The sequence below is a fragment of the Caldimonas sp. genome, assembly GCF_046289365.1.
GTDB lineage: Bacteria > Pseudomonadota > Gammaproteobacteria > Burkholderiales > Burkholderiaceae_C > Caldimonas.
Window position 1 is genome coordinate 1 of the sequence record NZ_JBKBVU010000046.1, and the last position, 20,033, is coordinate 20,033.

Genomic DNA, 20,033 nt, shown 5'->3' on the forward strand with positions numbered 1-20,033 from the left:
TTTGGGGTGGGGTGTTGTTGTGGTGCTTGGTCCTACTCCTCTCTCTTTTTTTTTTGTTTTTTTTTTTTTCCCCCCCCCCCCCCCCCCCCAGGCCGCGCTCGGGGTGGTGCACGCGGTGCACCACATCGGTGGGCTGCAGTTGCTCCTCCAGTTGCTGGCGCCGCACCAGCAAGGGGTGGTCTTCTTTGGGAACACGGGCCAAGGCGCAACCGGGGTGTTCGATCATTTCCTGGGGCGTCACCCCCCAAAAGGAGTACAGCCGAGGGCTCAGATACTCGAAGTGACGGCGGTCCGGGGTGGTGATGAACACATGGTCGTCCAAGGTGTCGACGAGCTCCCGGAAACGCGCCTCAGATTCCAGCAAGGCCTGCTGGGCCCGGCGGCTGTCGGTCACATCGCGAGCCACCACCACCAGGGCATGGGGCACACCGTCCTGGCGCCGCAGCGTGAGATAGCGCACATTGAGATGGCGCTCGCCGCGCCGGCGGGTTCTCCAGACGAGGTCATCCTCGATCCAGCCTCCTCCGGCCAGCGCCCGCTGCACCGAGGGCCCCAGCATGGCTGCGAGTTGGCGGCCGTAAGCCTGCTCGGGCGGACGGCCGATCATTGCCTCGCGCCGCACGCCGAACTCCCGCTCGGCCTGCCGGTTCACCTGAATCAAACGCAGATCGTGCGGGTTCATCACGAACAGACTCACCGGCAGATGCTCGATGAGGTCGTCGAGCCAACGGCGCTCGCGCTCGATTTGCTCGGTGCGGCGTTCCAGGCCGAGCCGGGCGGCCTCGATGCGGGCCAGCAAACCGAGCTGACGGCCGGCCAGCCTGAGCAGGGCCTCATCGGCCACCGGGTCGCCGATGCGCGTACCCAACAGCTCGAGCAAGCCGGCTGGAGCCTGGTCGTCCCACACCGGCACCCACACCCGGCCGCCATCTTCGGGCCAGCACGGTGCCCGGCGCGCGATCGCCGACCCTGCCTGCCCGTCGTCATCGCGCACCGGGCGCAGCGCCCCGAGATCAATGTGGCTGTGGGCTTCGCGAATGTCTTCCTCCCAGGGATAGATCAACCCGGCGCGGCCGTTCCAGTCGTCCACCCGCCACACCGTCCAGGCCCGCGCCTGCAAGGGCCCGGCCAGGCAACGGCCCACCGCGGCGAGGGCCGAGCCCAATCCGCGGGCATCGAGCACGGCCTCCACCACGGCGCGCTCGACCGAAGCGCGGTCGAGCACGGCAGTGACGGCTTCGGAGCCGGCCGGCAGCGGAACGGGAGCTGACATCATCATGCGTCGATCACATCCAACCCCCCGCGGCGATGCGGGAAGCACTCGTCGGAACTTCGGCTCGAACCGCAGCAACTTGAGCCCAGGTGGGGGGACGGCGCGGCCGGGCGCGCCCGATCTTGGCGCCAGTGATGCGCCGGCCGCGAAAGGAGACGGGGAAAACCGAGAAAGAGTTGGCAAAGACACGTCCTTACAATGCGCCGCATGAGCGAAAGGCCCGCCGCCCCCTGCCCTGCCCCGCCATCGACACGCCCACCGTCCGCGTTCCAGGGGGCCCGCCTGCTGGTGGCCGCAGGTCTGGGCGCCGGGTTGACGCTGGCGTGGCTGGCCTTCAGCGTGACCGGCGCCGCCTGGATGCGCACCTCCTGGGCCGAGGGCTGGCTGGCGGTGGCGGGCTCGGACGTGCTGCTGCTGGTTTTTGCCCTGGGGCTGGTGCTGCTGGGGGGGGTGTCGTGGTGGTTCGTGCGACGCGACGAGGCGGCCCGCCGTGCGCAGGCCCTGGCCCACACCCAGGCCCGCGAGCTGCTCGAACTGCTGCCGTTCTGGTATTGGGAAACCGATGCCCGGCACTGCCTGACGCGCCTGCGCCCGCCCCCGCAGGCCCCGGCCTCGGACTGGCATTTCGACCAGCGTCTGGGCCGGCCGCTGTGGGAAGACTTCGGCAGCGGGGCGGGGTTGTGGCAGGCTCACCGCCGCATGCTCGACGGTCAGCGCCCCTTCCAGGACCTGCCCACCCACCGGCGCGAGGCCGACGGACGCACCAGCTTGTGGCTGCTGAGCGGCCGGCCCCGCTTCGATGCCGAGGGACGCTTCGTGGGCTACCAGGGCACGGCCCGCGACGTGTCGGCGCGGGTGGAGCTGCAGTTCGACCGGCAGATCGGCCTGAAGCTGCTCGACACGGTGCCCAGTGCGGTGGTGCTGGCCGAATCGGCCGGCGACGGGCAGGCCGGCTACCGCATCCGCTACTGCAACGAGCGGGCCGCGCGCTGCATCGGCCAGTCGGCCGCGCTGCTGGCCGGGCGCGACGTGCTGGAGGCCGCCCGCGAGGCCCGCACCTGGCCGCTGGCCCCCTTGCTGCAGGCCCTGGGGCAGGCGCCGCAGGCCGAGCCGACGCAGCCCGAGGACCGCCGCTGGGAGATGCGGGTGGAGGCCTTTGCCTTCGAACACGGGGGCTCGCAGCGCAAGGCCCTGCTGCTGGTGTGCACCGAAGCCCGGCCCACGGCCGACGAGGCCACCCAGGCCGAGCGCCTGGCGGTGGAGCGGGAGCTGGAGTCGTTCAGCTACACGGTGTCGCACGACCTGCGTGCGCCCATCCGCGTGATCGAGGGCTTCACGAAGATCCTCAAGGAGGATTACGCGCGCTCGCTCGACCGCATCGGCAACGACCACCTCGACCGGGTGCTGGGTGCGGCCGCGCGCATGAACGGCATGATCGACGCGCTGCTGGCGCTGTCGCAGCTCACGGCCAAGCCCGTGGTGGCGCAGCCGGTGAACCTGAGTCAGCTGGCGCACTACATCGTCGAGGATCTGCGCCGCCAGGCGCCGCAGCGCCGCGTGGACGTGCACATCCAGGACGGGCTGAGCGTCCAGGGCGATCCCACGCTGATGCGTGTGGTGCTGGAGAACCTGCTGGGCAACGCCTGGAAGTACTCGGCGCGCACCGAGCACGCACGCATCGAGCTCGGGGCGACGCAGCAGGACGGGCGCTGGGTCTATCACGTCAAGGACAACGGGGCGGGCTTCGACATGCGCTTCGCCGATCGGCTGTTCGGCGTGTTCCAGCGCCTGCACAGCGCCAACGACTACCCCGGCACCGGCGTGGGGCTGGCGACGGTGCAGCGCATCATCCGCCGCCATGGCGGGCAGATCTGGGCGGAATCGGAGGTCGGTGCCGGCGCGCGCTTCTACTTCACGCTGGGCGAGGCCCGCCCGGGCGGCACGCTCAGCCCGGGGCGCTGAGGGTTTCCAGGGCGCAGACGAAGCGGCGCGCCTGCTCGTCCAGGCTCAGGCCGTCGTGCAAAGCCTGGCGGCGCAGCCGCTCCAGCGCCTGCCGCCGATCGAGCGAGAAGCGGTGCATGGCAATGCCCACCGCCAGGGCCACGACCTGCTCCAGCGCCTCGTCGCCCCCAGGGCCGCCCGGATCGTTGGCCGGGCGCAACGGCTCGGCCCGACGCGACTGCTGGTGCGCGAAGGCGGCTTCCACCGCCGGGACGATCTGGCGAATGTCCAGCGGCTTGACGAGGTAGGCCACGGCACCCAGGGCCTTGACCTTCTCGAGGGTGGCGTCGTCGGAAAAGGCCGACAGGAACATGAAGGGGGTGTGCAGCGAGGTGCGCAGGTACTCGGCCACGTCGAAGCCGCTTTTGCCCTCCATGCGGATGTCGAGCAGGGCCAACCCGGGCCGGTGCTCGCGGGCCAGCAGGATGGCGTCGTCGCCGTTGTCGGCGTCGATGACCTCGTAGCCGGCCTGCGACAGCCCGTGCGTGAGCGTCGCCAGCACCAGCCGGTCGTCGTCCACCACGAGGATCTTGCCCTTGTTCGTCACGCTGTGCCTCGCCACCTGCTTCGCGCCCGGGGGTGAGGCCCCCGGCCGGGTTGAAAGTGTATTGTCGTCCAACTTCGGCCGGGAATCACGTCGGCTGGCGCGTGGCACCGGGCGGCACGAGCCGGACCGTGGCGCAGACCCCGTCGTCGCCGTCGGGCTGCAGTGAAAAGCGGGCGCTGCGCCGCGGCAGCAGGGCACGGATCAGCCCCAGTCCCGAGACGCCGGCGGGCACCCGGTCGAGCGAGAAGTCCTCGGGCAGCCGGCCGCGGTTGCGCACGCTGATGCTCACCGCGTCGGCCTCGCCCTCGAGCACGCAGCTCACCTCGCCACCGGGGCTGTGCTTCACGGCATTGGTCAGCAGCTCGTTCAGGCTGAGCGCGATCGGGATGGATTCGGCCTCGGGCAGCACCCACTCGCCGGTCCCCTCGCCCCGCTCGTGCAGGACGATGGCGCGGTCGAAAGTGCGCTGCACCGAGCCGGTGATCGCCTGCACCACCTTGCGCAGGCGCAGCGGGCCGCTGGCGCCGACTTGCAGGCCATAGACATGGGCGATGGCCTGCACCTGGCCGGCCACCTCGCTGATCGGGCCGGCCATCTCGGGCTTGCGCTGGGCGATCTGCTGCAGCAGGCCGGCCACGCCTTGCAGGTTGTTCTTGATGCGGTGGTGCACCTCCTTGACGAGCAGCTCACGCTGGGCGATGGCCGCCTCCAGGCGGGCCTCCTCGGCGGCGCGCTGCTCGGTCACGTTGGTGGCCACGAGCAGGAGCTGGTCCGCGGGTTCGCCCGGCTGGGCCAGGGGCATGAAGCGTGCATCCCACACAGTGGGCTGCCCCTTCACACGCACGCGGTACTCCTTGTGCGTGACCCCCTCGCTGCGCAGGGCCTCCTGCATGTCGGCACGGAATTGCGCGGCCTCTTGCGGGCCGTAGATGTCCTCGGGGGTGGTGCCGACCAGTTCGTCGATGCGCCGTCCGGCGATGTCGGCGGCCGTCTGGTTGATCTGCAGGACCTTGAGCGTGCGGGCATCGCGCAGCGTGATGGCCAGGGGCGCCAGCTCGATGATGCGCTGCAGCGAGGCGCGGGCCTGGGCGATGCGGCGTTCGGCCTGACGGCGGCTGTCGATGTCCAGCAGCGCGAAGGTCAGCTCGCGCCCGCCCAGGGCGTGCGCGCCGGTGACCACGGCATTGCCGACGACCCAGAAGCGGCGGCCGTCGCGCGCAGCCACCTCGCATTCGAAGTTATGGGTCTGGCCCTCGTCCAACCGGGCCAGCAGCGCCTGGTCGCGGAAGGGATGGGCCGGATCGTCGGAGGCCACGACGCTCATGGGTCGTCCGGCGAAGTCGGCCAGTTCACCACCGAACATGCGGCGCGCCGAGCGGTTCATCCACTCGATGCCGTGAGGCCCCACGGTCACGATGCCGACGAAGACCGAGTCGAGGATGGCACGCGTGCGCTCGGCCTGGGTCACCAGGGCCTGCTCGGCCCGGTGGCGGGCATCGACGTTGACGTAAGAGGCGATCACCCCGCCCTCGGGCCGGCCGGGTTCGACCAGGCGTTTGCTCACCTGCACCCATTGCAGCCGGCCGTCTTTGCGGCATAGCACGCGCTCGCCGGCCCAATGCCCCACCTCGGCCAGGGCACGCGCCTCGGCGTGTTCGCGGCCATCCGGATCCCACTGCGCGTCGAAAAGTTCGGACTCGAAGCGCTGCTCGAGTTCTTCCAGGGGATAGCCGCTGAGCAGGCTGAAGCCTTCGTTGGCCCGCTGCACCCGGCCCTGGCGCAGGAACACGATGCCCACGTCGGACAGGCTGAACATCAGCTCGCGGTCGCGCACCACGGCTTCGAGCTCGATCTGCTGCGACTTGAGCCGGGTGATGTCCGACAGCACCGCGATGGACTCGAGCTCCGGCCCGGGGCTGTCCATGCGGCGCATCGACAGGGCGCACCAGCGGGCCTCGCGCCCGGGCAGGCGGATCTCGATCTCGGTCTCGAACTGCCCGGCCGAGGCCAGGGTGTTCAGGGCCTCGTGGGCGAGGTCCTGGTCCTGACCGGCATCGCGCAGCAACTCGCCCAGGCGCGGTTCGAGCGGGGGGCTGCCTTCCAGGCCCAGCAGGTGCTCGAACTGGCGGTTGTAGCGCAGCAGGGTCTCTCCGCGCAGGTAGGCGATGCCCGCCGAGGTGCTTTCGAGGATGGTGGTGAGCTCGCGCAACAGCCGGTCGTTGCGCTGCTGGGCCTGGTGCTGCTCGGTCACATCCAGCGTGATCACCGAGGTGCTGCGCTTGCCCGAGCTGAGCACCCGGGGCTCCACGCGCGTGAGCAGCCAGCGCAGGCCCAGCTCGGGGTGGACGATGGCGTAGCGGGCCTCGGCACGCTCGCCGCTGCGCAGCGCGCGCTGCACGCGGTCGAAGTCGGCCAACGTGTCGGAACGCACGAGTTCGCGGCTGATGGCCTTGAGCTGACTGGACGGCAGCACCTGCCCGGCAGCCGCCGCGCCGGTGGGGTGGAAGCGGCCGCGTTGGTCGTCGAAGAGCGCCAGCCCCGCATGGGCGGTCTCGACGAGGGCACCGAGTTGCGATTGGGCTCGGTCCAGCTCGTCCTCGGCCGTGCGGTCCTCGATGACGGACATGAAGCGTCGCCGCCCCTGATGGGTTTCGAGACAGCGCACCACGGCGCGCAGCGAGCGATCCTCGCCGTCGGGATGTTCGACCCATCCATGGCGCAGCAGCGGCGGACTGCCCGGGTGCAGCCCGGCCAGCGGACCGCCGCTGTACCAGCCCAGCAGGTCGCGCAGGCTGTTGTGCACGTCGGCCAGCGAGGCCGGCAGCTCGCCCACGAGCTGGGCCAGCGCCGGATTGCTGCGCACCACCAGACCGTCCTCGTCGAAAAGCATCATGCCCACCGGCGACAGGTCGAACCAGTGATCCAGCTCGGCCGCCGAGCGCTCGGCCATCTCGCGCGCGAGCACCTCGCTGGTGCAGTCCTGCAGCACCGAGAAGCGCCAGGACGCGCCGGGCGCGGTGCCACGGATCACATGGGTGACGGCCCGGTACCAGCGGGTGTGCCCCTTGGCGTCGATGAGCCGGCGCTGCGTGAAGGCCGAGGCGTCGCCGCCTTCGCCCAGCGCCAGGGTGAGCTGCTGGCGGGTCTCGCGCTGGGCTTCCCGGTCCTGCGGGTGCAGCAGCACGATCGGGTCCAGGCCGATGAGCTGGTCGCGCGCAAAGCCGGTGTAGTCGATCATGGCCTGGTTGACATCCACCAGGCGCTGTTGCGCATCCTGCAGGGTGACGGGAAAGGGAGAGTCCCAGAACATGCGCCGCAGTTCGCGCAGCGCTTCGGGCTCGGCAGGCATGGCCGCGGGGACGCTGGCCGCCGTCTGCGCCGGGCTCAGACGCAGCCACCAGCGCCGGCCGGGCTGCTGGGCCAAGGCCAGCCGCCAGGCCTGCCCGCCAGGGCCCATGACCCGCGGGCCCAGCATCCAGGCCTGGGGGGACTCCGCAGGGGCCAGCCGCCCCGCCTGGCGCAACTGGGCCAGCACCCACTGCACGGCCGACAGCCCCAGCGCACCCACCAGGGTGTGCACCGTCGCACCCGGTGCGGTGCGCAGCCGCTCACGCGCCGCCCGGTTGGCCAGCTCGACGCGGCCGGTGTCGTCCAGCCACAGGCCGGGCTCGGGCTGTTGCTCGAAGTCCGGGGCCTGGTCGGAGGGCGGATCGGCGTTGACGGCGCTCATCGAGGCGGCAGGCGACGCAGGGGCTGAGAGGGAGGAGCCGTCATGGACATGTGGCTTGCAAAGACCGCTGTCGGCCCTCCCGGACGGCCGGCGAGGGGCGTGTGCGTGCCCCAGTGTAGAGCAGCCCCGCCGCTGCGCAAACCCGGGCGGCCGAGCACCGGGCTTGGCCTCACTCGAGCTGGTTGGCCATGGTCAGCGTGCCCAGCACGGCGCGGTTGACCTCCTGCAGGCTCATCAGCAGGTGTTCGGCATGCTCATGGATCACCGGCGCGGTCTCGGATTCGACCGCGCGGGCCAGCTCCAGGTAGGGATGGTGCGGCCCCTGGCCGTCGACCAGGGCCTGGTAGACCCGCTCGGGCACGGGAATGGTCTTGAGCAGTTCGTCGAAGGGCTTCTGGAAGATCTTGTCCAGCAGCGAGAAGACGCCGCAGATGAAGACCTCGCCGCGGGTCTCGTCATCGCCCGTGTGGGCCACGAGCTGCTCCATGAAGATGCCCCGGCGCACCGAGGCGTACATGACCGGGCGCATGTTGACGTCCTTGCTGGCCGTGGCCAGCAGCAGGGCCAGCCAGCGCTTCAGTCGCTTGTAGCCCAGCAACATGATGGCGTGTCGGAAGGAGCCGATCTCCACGGACAAGCCGAAAGCCGGGGAGTTGATGTAGCGCATGAGCTGGTAGGCCAGCGAGGGGTCACGCTTGAGCACGGCCTCGAGCTTGTCGATGTCCTCGCCCTCATCGACACGGCGGATCAGTTCGACCAACACGGCCATGTCCGGCTGCCCCGAGCGGCCGCCGGCCGCAGCCGCCGCGCCCGTCACCTCCTCGATGGGCCAGCCCAGGATGGCCAGCGCCCCGCGCGCGAAGCTACCCTCCATCTCGGCCACGGTGCGCACATTGCTCTGGATGAAGCCCATGTGGCGCGCCACGCCGGGTTCGACATGGCCGGGGACCTCGTTCCTGCGGCGATCGTCGGCCAGGTCGATGATGGAATGCTTGAAGCACGGCAGGATCTCGCGCGGCAGCAGCGAGGGCGGACGGCCGTGCAGCAGCAGGGTGTTGCCGTTGGCATGGAGCTGGGCGATGACCTGCGTGTTGGCCGGGTCGCAGGCGATGAACGACGGGATCTCGACCATCACCGACGACAGCGGCCGGGCCCGCAGCAAGTCGTTGAGCAAGGTCTCGCTCATGACGTTGAGCGACACCGGCTGCCCGCCTTCGGGCCAGACCTCGGCGATCGCCGCCAGCAGGTGGTCGGCCTTCAAGGCCTCCTGCGTGCGCAGCGACGACACGGTCAGACGGGTGGCCACGATCTTGCGGCTGCGGTCCACCATCGGGGAATAGCTCAGCGCGATGTTGCGCAGGACGTCGTTGTCCATGGGCAGCGGGTTCGATGCAGTGTCGTTGGAAGGCAGGGCCCGCGGCGGCTCAGCCCAGATACTGGAACAGGCTCATGCGCTGGACCATGCCGTAGGTCTTGAGGACTGCATCGTAGCCGGTTTGCTTGTTCTGGAACTCGGAGATGGCCTGCACCATGTCCAAATCTTCCGCATTCGAGCGATCTGTTTGCGCATTGAGTTTGAGGGCGGACAAGCGGTCTTCGACACCGTCGATGCGGTGGAGGGTGTCGCCCACGGCACTGCGCACGCTTTGCATGCGCGCCAGCACGGAATCGAGGTTGCGCAGGCCGTCGGTGGTGGTCTGCACCACCTCGGAAGGGGTGGCGCTGCCGTCGCGCAGGCCCGCGATCGCGCGGTCCAGGGCCTCGAAGACGCTCAGCGTGGGAGTGCTGGGCATGATGCGGAACTCATCACCGTTGGCGGGCGTTCCGCTGATGTTGAACGCAATCCCGTCGATCGAGATGGCCGTGCCGGATTGGTAGGTGCCGCTCGTGGCAGCCCCCACGGGAGCGCCGGTGCCGGGATCGCGCCGCTGGATGGTGTAGGTGGTCCCGGCCCCTGTGACGGTGAAGCTCACGTCGTACCGCAGCTCTTGGATCAACGAGGGATCAGTCACCCGACCGGCATCGATCCAGGCCGCACCGTTCACGTTGACGCGCTGTGTCTCGAACACCCCGTTGCCGGTGGCCGCGCTCATCCAGGCCGCGTTTCCGTCGACCGTGGATGGCAGCGCTTCGCCCGAGGCCACGGACACGGCGCCGGCGATGCCCACGAACTGCACGCCGGCCGCACCATCGACGAAGGGTTCGCCCGAGGCGCCTTGCCCGGCAAAGAGGTAATTGCCCGCGCCGTCTTGTCGGTTGGCAATCGACAACAACTGGTCACGGATTTGCTGCAGTTGCGCTGCCAGGCCGCGCCGCTCGGCTGCGGTGTAGCTGCCGTTGCCTGCGGCCACCAGGGTTTCTCTTGCCGACTGCAACAAACTGACGGCGCTGCCCAGCGCACTTTCGGCCAGCGTCATGGCCGAGCGGCTGGCCTCGACAGCGCGTTGCGAGACGAGCGCGCGGTCGACTGCGGCCGCGGCACGCTCGGCACGCGCTGCGGCGGTGGGGTCGTCGCTGGCGCGCAGCACGCGCTTGCCGCTGGTCAGACGCACCTGGGTGTCGGTGAGGTCGACTTGACGGTCTTGCAGGTTCTGGATCGCGTTCTGGTACGCCGTGGCGGTGGCGATGCGCATGAAGAAATCTCCGATCGGTCAGGACAGGTCAGCGCCCGGCGGTCTGCAAGATGGTATCGAAGACTTGCTGAGCCACTTGCAGCACCTTGGCGGCAGCCTGGTAGGCCTGCTGGAACTGGATGAGCCGGGCGGCCTCCTCGTCGAGGTTGACGCCGGAGAGATTGTCGCGAGCAGCCTGGGCATCGCGGGCGATGGCCTTGGACATGTCGGCCGAAGCCTGGGCCCCCTGCACACGGATGCCCACGTCGGCCAGGACGCTGGCGTAGGCGTTGGCCAGGGTTTCGCCGCCCACCATGGGTTCATCGCGCAGGTCGAGCAAGGCCAGCGCGTTGCCGTTGTTGCTGGCCAGCGCGCCGGACACTGCCGAGGTGGAGCGGATCTCGATCGTGTCGCCGGCCTGGGGCACGCCGGTGAGCGTGAGCTCCCAGCCATTGATGCGGATGGGCTCGCCAGGCACGAGCGTGGTGCTCGGTGTGCCGCTCACCGGCCCGACGATGCTGAAGGTCGTGGGCGAGGTGAAGACGATCTGCAGCGGCTCATCGAGGTTGGGATCGGCCTGCCGGGGCCGCAGGACGCCCACCCCCATGGTGCCTTGATTGGAGGGACTGACCACCGCGACCACCGGAGCGGCTGCTGCGATGCCCATGGGATCGGACAGCGCAGCGCGCAGGTCGCTGGCTGCAAAGCGCACGGGCTGAATCAGGAAGCGGTCGCCTTCGGCGGGCGTGCCAACCGGCACGGTCAAAGTGATGCCTGCTTCCTGTGTGCCGGGGGTGTAGGACGTCCAGGCCCCGTCGGGCAGGCGGCGCAGCTGCCAGGCCCCGCCTTGAAAGCGCAGCTCCAAGTCCGTGGCCTGCAGCGCGGTGGCCTCGGTGATGGCCACTGCGATCTGCGCCGTTCCGGTGTTGGCAGCGTGAGGCAAACTGCGCGGCGCGCCCACGCTCAGCAGCGGCCCTCCCGCATTGCCATTGAGGTCGTAGCCCAGGGCCTGCTGCTCGTTCAGACGGGCCGCGAGCACCGCGGCCATGCGGCCGACCTGATTGATGGCCGCTGGCAAATCCTGGCTTTGCACGCGCAGCATGGCCGCCAGACTCCCGCCGCCCAGGCTGCTTTCGACCAGGGGGCGATCCACCCCTGCCTCGCGCAGGCCCAGCCGTCCGATGCTGTTGTCGTAAGGGTCTGGCACCAGCGTGAGCGGCAAGGCGTCGTTGCCCAGCACCAGGCGCTGGCCGCCGGCGATGAACAAGCCCACCGTGCCATCGTCGGCAGGGATCTGGGTGACCTGGATGAACTGGCTGATCCGGGCGATGAGCTGGTCACGCTGATCCAACAAATCGTTGGGTTCGTGTCCCAGTCCTTTGACGCGCGCGATCTGCTGGTTCAGATCGGCCACGCGCCGGGTCAGTTCGTTGACGGTGCCAATGGAGGTTTTGAGGTCTTGCGTGATGCTTTGTTGCAAGGCCGTCAACTCGCCCGCGGCCGAACGGTAGCCAGAGGCCAAGGACTCCAGGCGCGACAGCACCACCTGGCGGGCCGAGGAATCCGAGGGGTTGCTGGCCACGTCGACAAAGGCGTTGAGCAGCTGACCGGCAGCAAAGCCCAGGCCCGATTCGCCCATGCGAAATGCCTTCTCCATGCGCTGCAGATAGTCCAGGCGCGTGGCATCGCCGGCCGCCACGGCGGCGGTGTGGGCCGCCTCGGCGCTCAGGAAGGCGTTGTGGGCGCGCTCGACGGTGGTGATGTTCACCCCCTTGCCGAAGAAGCCGGCCCCGCTGAACTGTCCGCCAGCGGTTTCGAGCTGCACCGTCTGGCGAGAATAGCCCGGCGTGTTGGCGTTGGAGATGTTGTTCGCCGTGGTGTTGAGCTGCGCCTGCGCGGCGAACATCGTGCGCGTGCCCAGGCTGATGAGTCCGCTCATGATGGATCCTTAACTCATGGCGCGCTGCAGCCGCAAGGTGGTGTTGATGACGCGCGTGAGCTTTTCGGCATAGGCCGGATCGGTGGCATAGCCGGCGTCCTGCAGTCCTTGCGCGAAGCCTTGGGCCGTGTGCCCCTGTTCGATCACGCGGGCGTAGCGCTGGTTGTTCTTGATCAGTCGGGCGTAGTCGCGGTAGGCGTCGTTCAGCGAGTCGTAGGCGCGGAACTTCTGCACCATCTTGCGCGGCTCGCCGTTGACGTACTCCGTGGTGACGACCTCGGCCACCTTGCCCTGCCAGCCCGCCGTGGCCTTGATGCCGAACACGTTGTGCGAGGAGGTGCCGTCGGCGTTCCGGATCTCACGACGGCCCCAGCCCGACTCGTGGGCGGCCTGCGCCAGGATGAAGTGCTCCGGGATGCCGGTCTCTCGCGAGGCGAGCTGCGCGGCCGACCAGTGCTCGCGCAGGAACTCGCCCTGCGGCCCGGCCGCCCGCGGTGCGGACAGCGCCGCCGGCAGCGGGCGCGGCGCCGAAGGGCCCGGCCCCGGGGGCGTGGCCGGCGCGCCGATGTGCCGCTCAAGCTGTCGCGCGATCAGGTCGGCCAGGCCGCCGGGCAGGCCGGTGAGCCGGGCGGCGTATTGCTGGTCGAGCAGGTCGGTGCCCAGGTCGGAGCCGGCGTTGTCGATGAGGCCGGCGGCCATCGTGGTCGCGCGCATGCTCTTGAGCAGCTCCTGCATGAACACGGCCTCGAATTGGCGTGCGGCCTCTTTCACAGCCGCACGCGGGTCCTGTCCTGCCCGTGCGCGAAGCGAGTCCAGCGACTTGACGTCGCCGGACAGGCCATGCTGCAGCGCCAGGGGCGAGTTCATCAGATCACCTCGAGTTCGGCCTGCAAGGCGCCGGCCGCCTTCATGGCCTGCAAGATGGCCAGCAGGTCCATGGGCGTGGCCCCCAAGGCGTTGAGGGCACGCACGACATCGGTGAGCTGGGTGCCGGCCGGCACCTCGATCAGGGAGCCGCCGTCTTGCTTGATGCGAATGTCGGCCTGCTCGGCCACCACGGTCTCGCCGCGAGACAACGGCGCCGGCTGGCTGATGACCGGCGTGGAGCTGATGGTGACCGACAGGTTGCCATGCGCCACGGCCGCCGGCAGCAAGGTGACGGCCTGGTTCATCACGATGGAGCCGGTGCGCGCATTGAGCACGACCTTGGCTGCCGGCGCCGCCCCCTGCACGCTGAGGTTCTCGATGTCGGCCAGGAAGGCCACACGTTCGCCGGGCGACTGGGGGGCGCGCACGCGCACGGTGCGACCGTCCAGCGCCTCGGCCACGCCTTCACCCTTGGCACGGTTGATGGCCAACGCCACTTGGCGCGCGGTGTGGAAGTCGGCGGCGTTGAGGTCGAGCTGCAGGAACTCGCCTTGGTGCAGCGGCGTGGGCACGCTGCGCTCGACCGTGGCTCCGCCGGGAATGCGACCGGCGCTGAGGTGATTGACCTGCACCTTGCTGCCGCCGGCCGAGGCACCGGCGCCACCCACGATGAGATGGCCCTGCGCCAGCGCGTAGATCTGACCGTCGGCACCTTTGAGCGGCGTGGCGATCAGCGTGCCGCCGCGTAGCGATTTGGCATTGCCCAGCGACGCGACATTGACATCGATGGCCTGCCCGGGCTGCGCAAACGGTGGCAATTGGGCCGTGACCATCACGGCGGCCACATTCTTGAGCTGCATGTTCACCCCGGGCGGGATGGTCACCCCCATTTGCTGCAGCATTGCGGTGATGCTTTGGGCGGTGAACGGGGTCTGCGTGGTTTGGTCACCGGTGCCGTCCAGCCCCACGACCAGGCCATAGCCCACGAGCTGGTTGGGCCGCACGCCCTGGACGGAGGCCACTTCCTTGATGCGCTGGGCCTGTGCAGGCAGTGGCCACCACAGCGCGGTGCTCGCCGCCACGGCTGCCACGGCGATGGCGATGCGCAGGAATCGGTCGTAGCGGGTGTTCATTTCGGCCCAAGTCCCAAAAACTTGAGGCCATTGTTGGCCGCGTTCAGAAGGGGATAACGCTCAAAAAGAAGCGTGCAAGCCAGCCAATTCCCTGCGCCTCGGCCTGCTGGCCGCGGCCGCGGTAGTCGATGCGCACGTCGGCGATCTGCGAGGAGTTGACGGTGTTGCCGGGCTGGATCGCGCGCGGATCGACGCGGCCCGTGAAGCGCATCACTTCCACATTCTGGTTCAGGCCGATCTGCTTTTCCCCGCCGATGATGAGGTGGCCATTGGGCAGCACCTCCAGCACGGTGGCACTGATGGTGCCGGTGAAGTTGTTGGCCGCTTCCGTGCCGCCCTTGCCGGAGAAGGTGTTCTCGGATTTTCCGCCCACGCTGGCGCGGCCGAAGGAATTGGGGTTGATGCCCGGCAGCGCCGTGATGCTGCCGTTGATGCTGCCGGTCTTTTCCACCGTGGAGGCCGAGCGCTGGCTGGCTTGCACGCGCTCGACGATGTTCACCGTCAGGCTGTCGCCCACCAGGCGTGCGCGGTGGTCTTCGAACAGCGGCCGATAGCTGGCCGCTTGGAACAGCCCCCCGTTGTTGGCCGGCGCGTAGGCCACGGGCTGAGGACGGGCCGTCATCGCTTCGGGCATCTCGACCTTGGGCGCCATCGTCTGGCAGCCGGCGAGCAGGCCGGCGCCCAGGACCACACCGCAGGAGATCAGGCGTTGCATCATGGATCCTCGACGGTGGGCATCAGAGCTGGGCCAGGCGCTGCAGCATCTGGTCGGAGGTCTGGATGGCCTTGGAGTTCAACTCGTAGGCCCGCTGGGTCTGGATCATGCCGATCAGCTCCTCGACCACGTTGACATTGGAGGTCTCGAGAAAACCCTGCTGTAAGGTGCCCAGGCCTTCGCTGCCCGGCACGCCGGCCGTGGGTGGGCCGGAGGCGGCCGTCTCGATGTACAGGTTCTGCCCGCGGGGATCCAGGCCGCCCGGGTTGACGAAGTTCACGAGCTGCAAGGTGCCCAACTGCACCGGCTGGGCCGAGCCGGGCACCACTGCGGTGACCACCCCGTCGGACCCGATCGTGATGCTGAGGGTGTTGGGTGGAATGGTGATGCCCGGGGCCACGGGAAAGCCGTTGTTGGTGACGAGCTGGCCGTTGGCGTCGGTCTTGAACGAGCCGTCGCGGGTGTAGGCCGAGGTGCCGTCGGGCATCTGGATCTCGAAGAAGCCGTTGCCGTTGATCGCCACGTCCAGCGGGTTGGTGGATTGCTGCAGGCTGCCTTGCGCGAAGCTGCGCGCGGTGGCCACGGCCCGTGTGCCCAAGCCCACCTGCAATCCAGTGGGCAACTGGGCCTGCTCGGCGGTGTTGGCGCCGCTTTGGCGCAGGTTCTGGTAGATCAGATCCTCGAACTGCGCGTGGGAGCGCTTGTAGCCGGTGGTGGCCACGTTGGCCAGGTTGTTGGAGACATGGTCTAACTGGACCTGCTGGGCCTCCATGCCGGTTTTCGAGATCCACAGCGAGCGCATCATGGCAGGGGCTCCTTCAGGCGTTGGTCGACAGCAGCTTGGCCGACGCGGTTTCGTTCTGCTCGGCGGTCTTGAGCATCTTCATCTGGTGCTCGAACTGGCGGGCAGCGGAGATCATGGCCACCATGGTCTCGATGGCACTCACGTTCGAGCCTTCGAGTGCACCGTCTTGCAGGCGTGCGTTCGGGTCGGCGGGCAGTTCCTCGCCGTCGGCACTGCGGAACAGGCCGTCGGGCCCGCGCTGCAGCGGGGCCTCGGGCGTCACCATCTTCAGGCGGGCCACAGGCAGGTTCTGTCCATTGGGGGTGCGGGCGCTGATCGTGCCATCGGGCGCGATGCTCAGCTGTGCATTGGGTGGGGCTTGCACCGGGCCGCCGTCGCCGATCACGACCAGGCCGCCCTGGGTCATCAGCGTGCCGTCGGCGGCCACCGTGAGCGCACCGGCGCGGGTGTAGGCTTCGGTGCCGTCCAGGGCCTGCACGGCCAGCCAGGCGTTGCCCTGCATGGCCACATCCAGCGGCCGGCCGGTGTGCTGCACCGGGCCCGGCGCGGCGTCGTAGCCGGTGGTGGTCTCCAGCGCATAGACCCGGGTGCTGGCACCGTCGCCGCGCACCGGCACGGCCCGGAAAGCCTGCAACTCGGCCCGAAAGCCGGTGGTGGACACGTTGGCCAGGTTGTGCGCGAGCACGTCCTGGCGCTGCATCGTGGCCTTGGCGCCGGACATGGCCAGGTAGATCATGCGGTCCATGGAGGCTCCTGCAGTTAAGGCATCAGGGTCAACGCAGGCTCACGAGCGTCTGCAGCACCTGGTCTTGCGTGCGGATGGTCTGGGCGTTGGCCTGGTAGGCCCGCTGCGCGGTGATCATGTTGACCAGCTCGGCCGTGAGGTCCACGTTGGATTCTTCCAAGGCGCCGGCCTGCAGCACGCCCATGTTGCCCGAGCCTGGGGCACTGACGGTCGGAACCCCGGAGGCATAGGTGGCGGCCCAGACGTTACCTCCCAAGGGCTGCAAGCCTTGTGGGTTACGGAAGGTGGCCAATTCGACCTGGCCGGCCGGGCGCGATTGGCCGTTGGAAAAGCGGGCCATGATCACACCGCTGTTGTCGATGGTCACCCCCACGAGCTGGCCGGCCGCGAAGCCGTTCTGCGTGAGGTTGGTCACGCCGAAGGTGGTGCCGTACTGGGTGGAGTTGCCCATGTTGAGCTGGATGCCGGCGATCGGCAGCGTGGAGCTGCCGTCGGGCCGCACGGTGGCGGGCACGTCGATGGGGATGCGTCCATCGGTCGAGGTGCCGCCGCCGCCCATGTAGTAGGTGATCGAGCCGCCGCCTGCGGCGGTGGGGTTGCCGCCCGAGGCGGGCGGATAGTTGATCGTGGCCACCGGCGCGGGGCTGGCGCTCGTGCCTCTCAGCGGCACACCGTTGGCGGTGGCGTACACGTCCCAGGTGTTGGCCGCCGTCTTCTGGAAGTAGTAGGTCACCGCAACGTCCTGACCCATCGTATCGAACAGGGTGACCGAGGTGGCGTTGTTGAAGGTGGTGGGGTCGTTGAAGTTGATGCCGCCACCACTTGGGCGGGTGATGCCGGCACGGGAGTCGAGGTTGAACTCCAGCTCGATGGCGCTGGTGGGGTTGGGGTTGATCCCGGCCGTAGGCAATTGGATGGGGCGCGCCTGTTGAGGCGTGATCACCCCATTGGCATTGGCCACATAACCCAACAAGACCTGGCCTTGATTGTTGACGATGTAGCCATTGCGGTCGACCTTGAACTGGCCGTTACGCGTGTACAGCGGCGGCCCGTCCATCGTGGGCGGTGTATTGGGTGCGGCATTGGGGTCGCGCACCACATCGGCCACCTGGAAGAAGCCCGAGCCGTTGATGGCCAGATCCAGCGGGTTCTCGGTGGTGGTGATGTTGCCCTGGGTGAACTGCTGGGCCACGGCGGCCAGGTTGACCCCGATGCCGATGTTGGTGGTGCCGGCGCCGTTCATCGCGGCCGCGTACATGTCGGCAAACTCAGCGCGCGCGGTCTTGGCCCCGAAGGTGCCTGCGTTGGCGACGTTGTTGCCGATGACGTCCAGGTTCTTGCTGGAGGCGTTCAGACCGGAAAGACCTTGCTGGAAGCCCATGGTGCGTTGTCCTTGTGGGTGGAAAAGCGTGAGCGCTTCAGTGGTAGACGACGGCGGCGACCTTGTTGTAGGGCACGGTCTTTCCGCTGAAGAGGTCGAGTTCAAGGCCGTTGGCCGTGGTGCTCACGGCGCCGACGGTCTCGCGCGCAAAGGTGTCGGCCTGGATCGGGGTCTTGCCCGAAGCGGCACTCACTTTGAACGTCACCTGCGAGGGCTGCGTGCCCTCGGGCGCCGTCCAGAAGAAGTGATGTCGGCCCTTGCCCATGGCGCCGAGGCTGAGACGGTCGATCACCTGGCCCGAGGCATCGGTGATTTCGACGTTGACCAGGTCGGCATCGCCGTGCAGCTCAAAAGCCGCGCGCCCCTGGCCATCGACGATGTTCATGTGATTGCCGGTCACCAACACATCGCGCCCGATGAGGGCCGCGCCCTGCAAGGCCTGCGCCTGGGTGAAGGAGTAGGCCATGGTCTGCAAGCTGCCATTGAGCTTCTCGATGCCGGAGACCGTCTGGATCTGCGCCATCTGGCTCGTGACCTGCGCGTTGTCCATCGGATTGAGGGGATCCTGGTTTTGCATCTGCGCGACGAGCAGCTTCAGGAAACGATCCTGGGCACCGACCTCGTTACTCGCGGAAATCCCGGAAGTGCTGCTCTTGGTGGTGCCGTTGATGGAGGATAGGTCCATGGTGTGCCTTCATGAGAACGGGGTCACTGGCCCATCTGCAAGGTCTTGAGCAGCAGGTTCTTGGCCGTGTTCATGACCTCGACGTTGTTCTGATAGGAGCGCGAGGCGGAGATCATGTTGACCATCTCCTCGACGGCGTTGACGTTGCTGTAAGTGACATAGCCTTCGGCATCGGCCTGGGGATGGGCCGGATCGTGCACGCGGCGGCCGGGGGTGTTGTCTTCGGTCACTTGCACGACCTTCACGCCTGCGGCTGAGGCGTCGCCCGAGCGGGCGCCCATCAGCACGGTCTGAAAGACCACCTGGCGGGCCTTGTAGGCCTGACCGTCGGGCCCGGCCACGGTGTCGGCGTTGGCCAGGTTGCTGGCCACGGTGTTCAGGCGCTGGGACTGGGCGCTGACCGCGCTGCCCGAGATGTTGAAGATGTTGAACATCGACATGGAGATCTCCCTCACTGCCCGGTGATGGCGCTGAGCAGGGTGCGCACGCTGCCGTTGATGAAGCGCAGCGTGGCCTCGTAGCGCACGGCGTTGTCGACGAAGTTGGCGCGCTCGCGGTCCATGTCCACGGTGTTGCTGTCCAGGTTGGTCTGGGCCGGCCGGGCGTACAGCAGCGTGGTGGGCGCGCGCGTGCCCTGGGAGGGCGCGATGTGACCGGCATGGGTGGTGGCAACCGTGCGGGCGCTGCCCTGGCCGCCCTGCCCCGCCGTGGCCTGCTTGAGCGCAGCGGCGAAGTCCATGTCACGCGCCACGTAGCCGGGCGTGTCGGCATTGGCGATGTTGCTGGCGATCACGCGCTGGCGCTCGGCCCGCAGCACCAGGGCCTCGGACTGGAAGTTCAGCGATTGGGTGAGTCGGTCGAGCATGGCGCCATTTCCGTGCGCCCATGCGGGGCGCGGCGTCCGGCTCGGCAACCCGGTGGGGATGCAGGGCCGGCAGGTTGGAGGCCATTGTTCTGCTGCGAGCCGTCGAACATTAGCGGGAATAGCCGCCGAAAACCTGTCCATTTCCCGCCCTGTGCCCAGCGGGTCGGGCCTACAGTGCGAAGCGTCGAACCGCTCAACGCCATGCACCCCACCTGCGCGCCCTCGCTCCGCCTGCTGCGCCGACCGACGGTCGGACGCTGGCTCGTGTGGGCCGCCTGCGTGGGGATGCCGGCCACGGCTGCCGAGATCGACAAAGATCTCCAGACTCACGTGCGTTCACTGGCCCAGGCGCATCACCGGCAACTGTCGAGTGCCGCGGGAGCCCCCGCAGCCCGCCCCACCCGCATCGAGGTGGAGGTGGGTGCGCTCGACCGCCGGGTGAAGCTGGCCCCCTGCGCACGCATGGAGCCTTATCTGCCGGCCGGGGCGCGGCCCTGGGGCCGCACCCGCATCGGGGTGCGCTGCCTCGAAGGACCCACACGCTGGAATGTGTTCCTGCCGGTGACGGTGCGTGTGTTCGGTCCTGCCATCGTGGCCGCCAGCGCGCTGCCGGCTGGCACGCGGCTGCAGCCGTCGCTGCTGCGCACCGTCGAGGCCGACTGGGCGGCCGAGACTTCGCCGGTGCTCGCCGACCTCGACGCACTGACCGATCGGGTGCTGGCGCGGCCGCTGCCC

Annotated in this window: 17 protein-coding genes; 2 read left to right on the forward strand and 15 right to left on the reverse strand. The window is 68.8% G+C overall.

Features of this window, described 5'->3' with window-relative positions:
- A partial coding sequence (locus tag ACK42S_RS06850) for a PAS domain-containing protein (protein ID WP_409704830.1) occupies positions 1-1,273 on the reverse strand: 1,273 nt, incomplete at its 3' end.
- 207 nt (positions 1,274-1,480) lie between these two features.
- Between ACK42S_RS06850 and ACK42S_RS06855 the strand changes: the two genes are divergently transcribed.
- Entirely contained in the window at positions 1,481-3,235 is a 1,755-nt protein-coding gene (locus ACK42S_RS06855; protein ID WP_409704832.1) for a sensor histidine kinase, read from the forward strand.
- Here the strand turns inward: ACK42S_RS06855 and ACK42S_RS06860 are convergent.
- The 14 genes from ACK42S_RS06860 to flgB form a co-directional block, all read right to left on the reverse strand.
- Positions 3,219-3,821, reverse strand: coding sequence for a response regulator (locus tag ACK42S_RS06860; protein WP_409704834.1), 603 nt, complete (start codon positions 3,819-3,821; stop codon positions 3,219-3,221). The genes ACK42S_RS06855 and ACK42S_RS06860 overlap by 17 nt on opposite strands.
- Before the next feature lie 85 nt (positions 3,822-3,906).
- Positions 3,907-7,551: a PAS domain S-box protein gene (locus tag ACK42S_RS06865; RefSeq protein ID WP_409704836.1), complete on the reverse strand. Its 3,645-nt coding sequence runs from the start codon at positions 7,549-7,551 to the stop codon at positions 3,907-3,909.
- A gap of 169 nt (positions 7,552-7,720) precedes the next feature.
- A complete protein-coding gene (locus ACK42S_RS06870) occupies positions 7,721-8,926 on the reverse strand; it encodes an EAL and HDOD domain-containing protein (protein WP_409704838.1) in 1,206 nt (401 codons plus the stop codon).
- A gap of 49 nt (positions 8,927-8,975) precedes the next feature.
- Positions 8,976-10,184: a flagellar hook-associated protein FlgL gene (flgL, locus tag ACK42S_RS06875; RefSeq protein ID WP_409704840.1), complete on the reverse strand. Its 1,209-nt coding sequence runs from the start codon at positions 10,182-10,184 to the stop codon at positions 8,976-8,978.
- A 28-nt stretch (positions 10,185-10,212) separates the two neighbouring features.
- A complete protein-coding gene (gene flgK, locus ACK42S_RS06880) occupies positions 10,213-12,102 on the reverse strand; it encodes a flagellar hook-associated protein FlgK (RefSeq protein WP_409704842.1) in 1,890 nt (629 codons plus the stop codon).
- A gap of 9 nt (positions 12,103-12,111) precedes the next feature.
- Entirely contained in the window at positions 12,112-12,969 is an 858-nt protein-coding gene (gene flgJ / locus ACK42S_RS06885) for a flagellar assembly peptidoglycan hydrolase FlgJ (RefSeq protein ID WP_409704844.1), read from the reverse strand.
- Entirely contained in the window at positions 12,969-14,102 is a 1,134-nt protein-coding gene (locus tag ACK42S_RS06890; RefSeq protein ID WP_409704846.1) for a flagellar basal body P-ring protein FlgI, read from the reverse strand. The genes flgJ and ACK42S_RS06890 overlap by 1 nt, the downstream gene beginning before the upstream one ends.
- A 43-nt stretch (positions 14,103-14,145) precedes the next feature.
- Entirely contained in the window at positions 14,146-14,820 is a 675-nt protein-coding gene (locus ACK42S_RS06895) for a flagellar basal body L-ring protein FlgH (protein WP_409704848.1), read from the reverse strand.
- Between the two features lie 19 nt (positions 14,821-14,839).
- Positions 14,840-15,622 carry a flagellar basal-body rod protein FlgG gene (gene flgG / locus ACK42S_RS06900; protein ID WP_409704849.1) on the reverse strand — a complete coding sequence of 261 codons (783 nt, stop codon included), beginning with the start codon at positions 15,620-15,622 and terminating at the stop codon, positions 14,840-14,842.
- A 13-nt stretch (positions 15,623-15,635) separates the two neighbouring features.
- Entirely contained in the window at positions 15,636-16,367 is a 732-nt protein-coding gene (gene flgF / locus ACK42S_RS06905; RefSeq protein WP_409704850.1) for a flagellar basal-body rod protein FlgF, read from the reverse strand.
- Positions 16,368-16,395: 28 nt separating this feature from the next.
- Positions 16,396-17,748: a flagellar hook protein FlgE gene (gene flgE / locus ACK42S_RS06910; protein WP_409704852.1), complete on the reverse strand. Its 1,353-nt coding sequence runs from the start codon at positions 17,746-17,748 to the stop codon at positions 16,396-16,398.
- Positions 17,749-17,785: 37 nt separating this feature from the next.
- The gene (locus ACK42S_RS06915; RefSeq protein WP_409704854.1) at positions 17,786-18,433 is read right to left on the reverse strand and encodes a flagellar hook assembly protein FlgD; all 648 of its coding nucleotides are present in this window, start codon (positions 18,431-18,433) and stop codon (positions 17,786-17,788) included.
- Positions 18,434-18,456: 23 nt separating this feature from the next.
- Positions 18,457-18,873 (reverse strand): flagellar basal body rod protein FlgC, encoded by a 417-nt coding sequence (gene flgC, locus ACK42S_RS06920; RefSeq protein WP_409704856.1) that lies wholly within the window; start codon positions 18,871-18,873, stop codon positions 18,457-18,459.
- Between the two features lie 11 nt (positions 18,874-18,884).
- Positions 18,885-19,298 carry a flagellar basal body rod protein FlgB gene (gene flgB / locus ACK42S_RS06925; protein WP_409704858.1) on the reverse strand — a complete coding sequence of 138 codons (414 nt, stop codon included), beginning with the start codon at positions 19,296-19,298 and terminating at the stop codon, positions 18,885-18,887.
- Positions 19,299-19,499: 201 nt separating this feature from the next.
- Here flgB and ACK42S_RS06930 point away from each other — a divergent pair.
- Positions 19,500-20,033: SAF domain-containing protein (locus ACK42S_RS06930; RefSeq protein WP_409704860.1), on the forward strand; the 534-nt coding region annotated here is incomplete at its 3' end.

What these genes read in the sequence shown, in the direction of transcription:
- flgJ (WP_409704844.1), bottom strand. Translation starts at nt 12,969, where the DNA reads ATGAACTCGCCCCTGGCGCTGCAGCATGGCCTGTCCGGCGACGTCAAG.
- ACK42S_RS06895 (WP_409704848.1), bottom strand. Translation starts at nt 14,820, where the DNA reads ATGATGCAACGCCTGATCTCCTGCGGTGTGGTCCTGGGCGCCGGCCTG.
- ACK42S_RS06865 (WP_409704836.1), bottom strand. Translation starts at nt 7,551, where the DNA reads ATGAGCGCCGTCAACGCCGATCCGCCCTCCGACCAGGCCCCGGACTTC.
- flgC (WP_409704856.1), bottom strand. Translation starts at nt 18,873, where the DNA reads ATGTCGATGTTCAACATCTTCAACATCTCGGGCAGCGCGGTCAGCGCC.
- flgK (WP_409704842.1), bottom strand. Translation starts at nt 12,102, where the DNA reads ATGAGCGGACTCATCAGCCTGGGCACGCGCACGATGTTCGCCGCGCAG.
- ACK42S_RS06915 (WP_409704854.1), bottom strand. Translation starts at nt 18,433, where the DNA reads ATGGACCTATCCTCCATCAACGGCACCACCAAGAGCAGCACTTCCGGG.
- ACK42S_RS06890 (WP_409704846.1), bottom strand. Translation starts at nt 14,102, where the DNA reads ATGAACACCCGCTACGACCGATTCCTGCGCATCGCCATCGCCGTGGCA.
- flgG (WP_409704849.1), bottom strand. Translation starts at nt 15,622, where the DNA reads ATGATGCGCTCGCTGTGGATCTCGAAAACCGGCATGGAGGCCCAGCAG.
- flgB (WP_409704858.1), bottom strand. Translation starts at nt 19,298, where the DNA reads ATGCTCGACCGACTCACCCAATCGCTGAACTTCCAGTCCGAGGCCCTG.
- flgF (WP_409704850.1), bottom strand. Translation starts at nt 16,367, where the DNA reads ATGGACCGCATGATCTACCTGGCCATGTCCGGCGCCAAGGCCACGATG.
- ACK42S_RS06855 (WP_409704832.1), top strand. Translation starts at nt 1,481, where the DNA reads ATGAGCGAAAGGCCCGCCGCCCCCTGCCCTGCCCCGCCATCGACACGC.
- ACK42S_RS06870 (WP_409704838.1), bottom strand. Translation starts at nt 8,926, where the DNA reads ATGGACAACGACGTCCTGCGCAACATCGCGCTGAGCTATTCCCCGATG.
- flgL (WP_409704840.1), bottom strand. Translation starts at nt 10,184, where the DNA reads ATGCGCATCGCCACCGCCACGGCGTACCAGAACGCGATCCAGAACCTG.
- flgE (WP_409704852.1), bottom strand. Translation starts at nt 17,748, where the DNA reads ATGGGCTTCCAGCAAGGTCTTTCCGGTCTGAACGCCTCCAGCAAGAAC.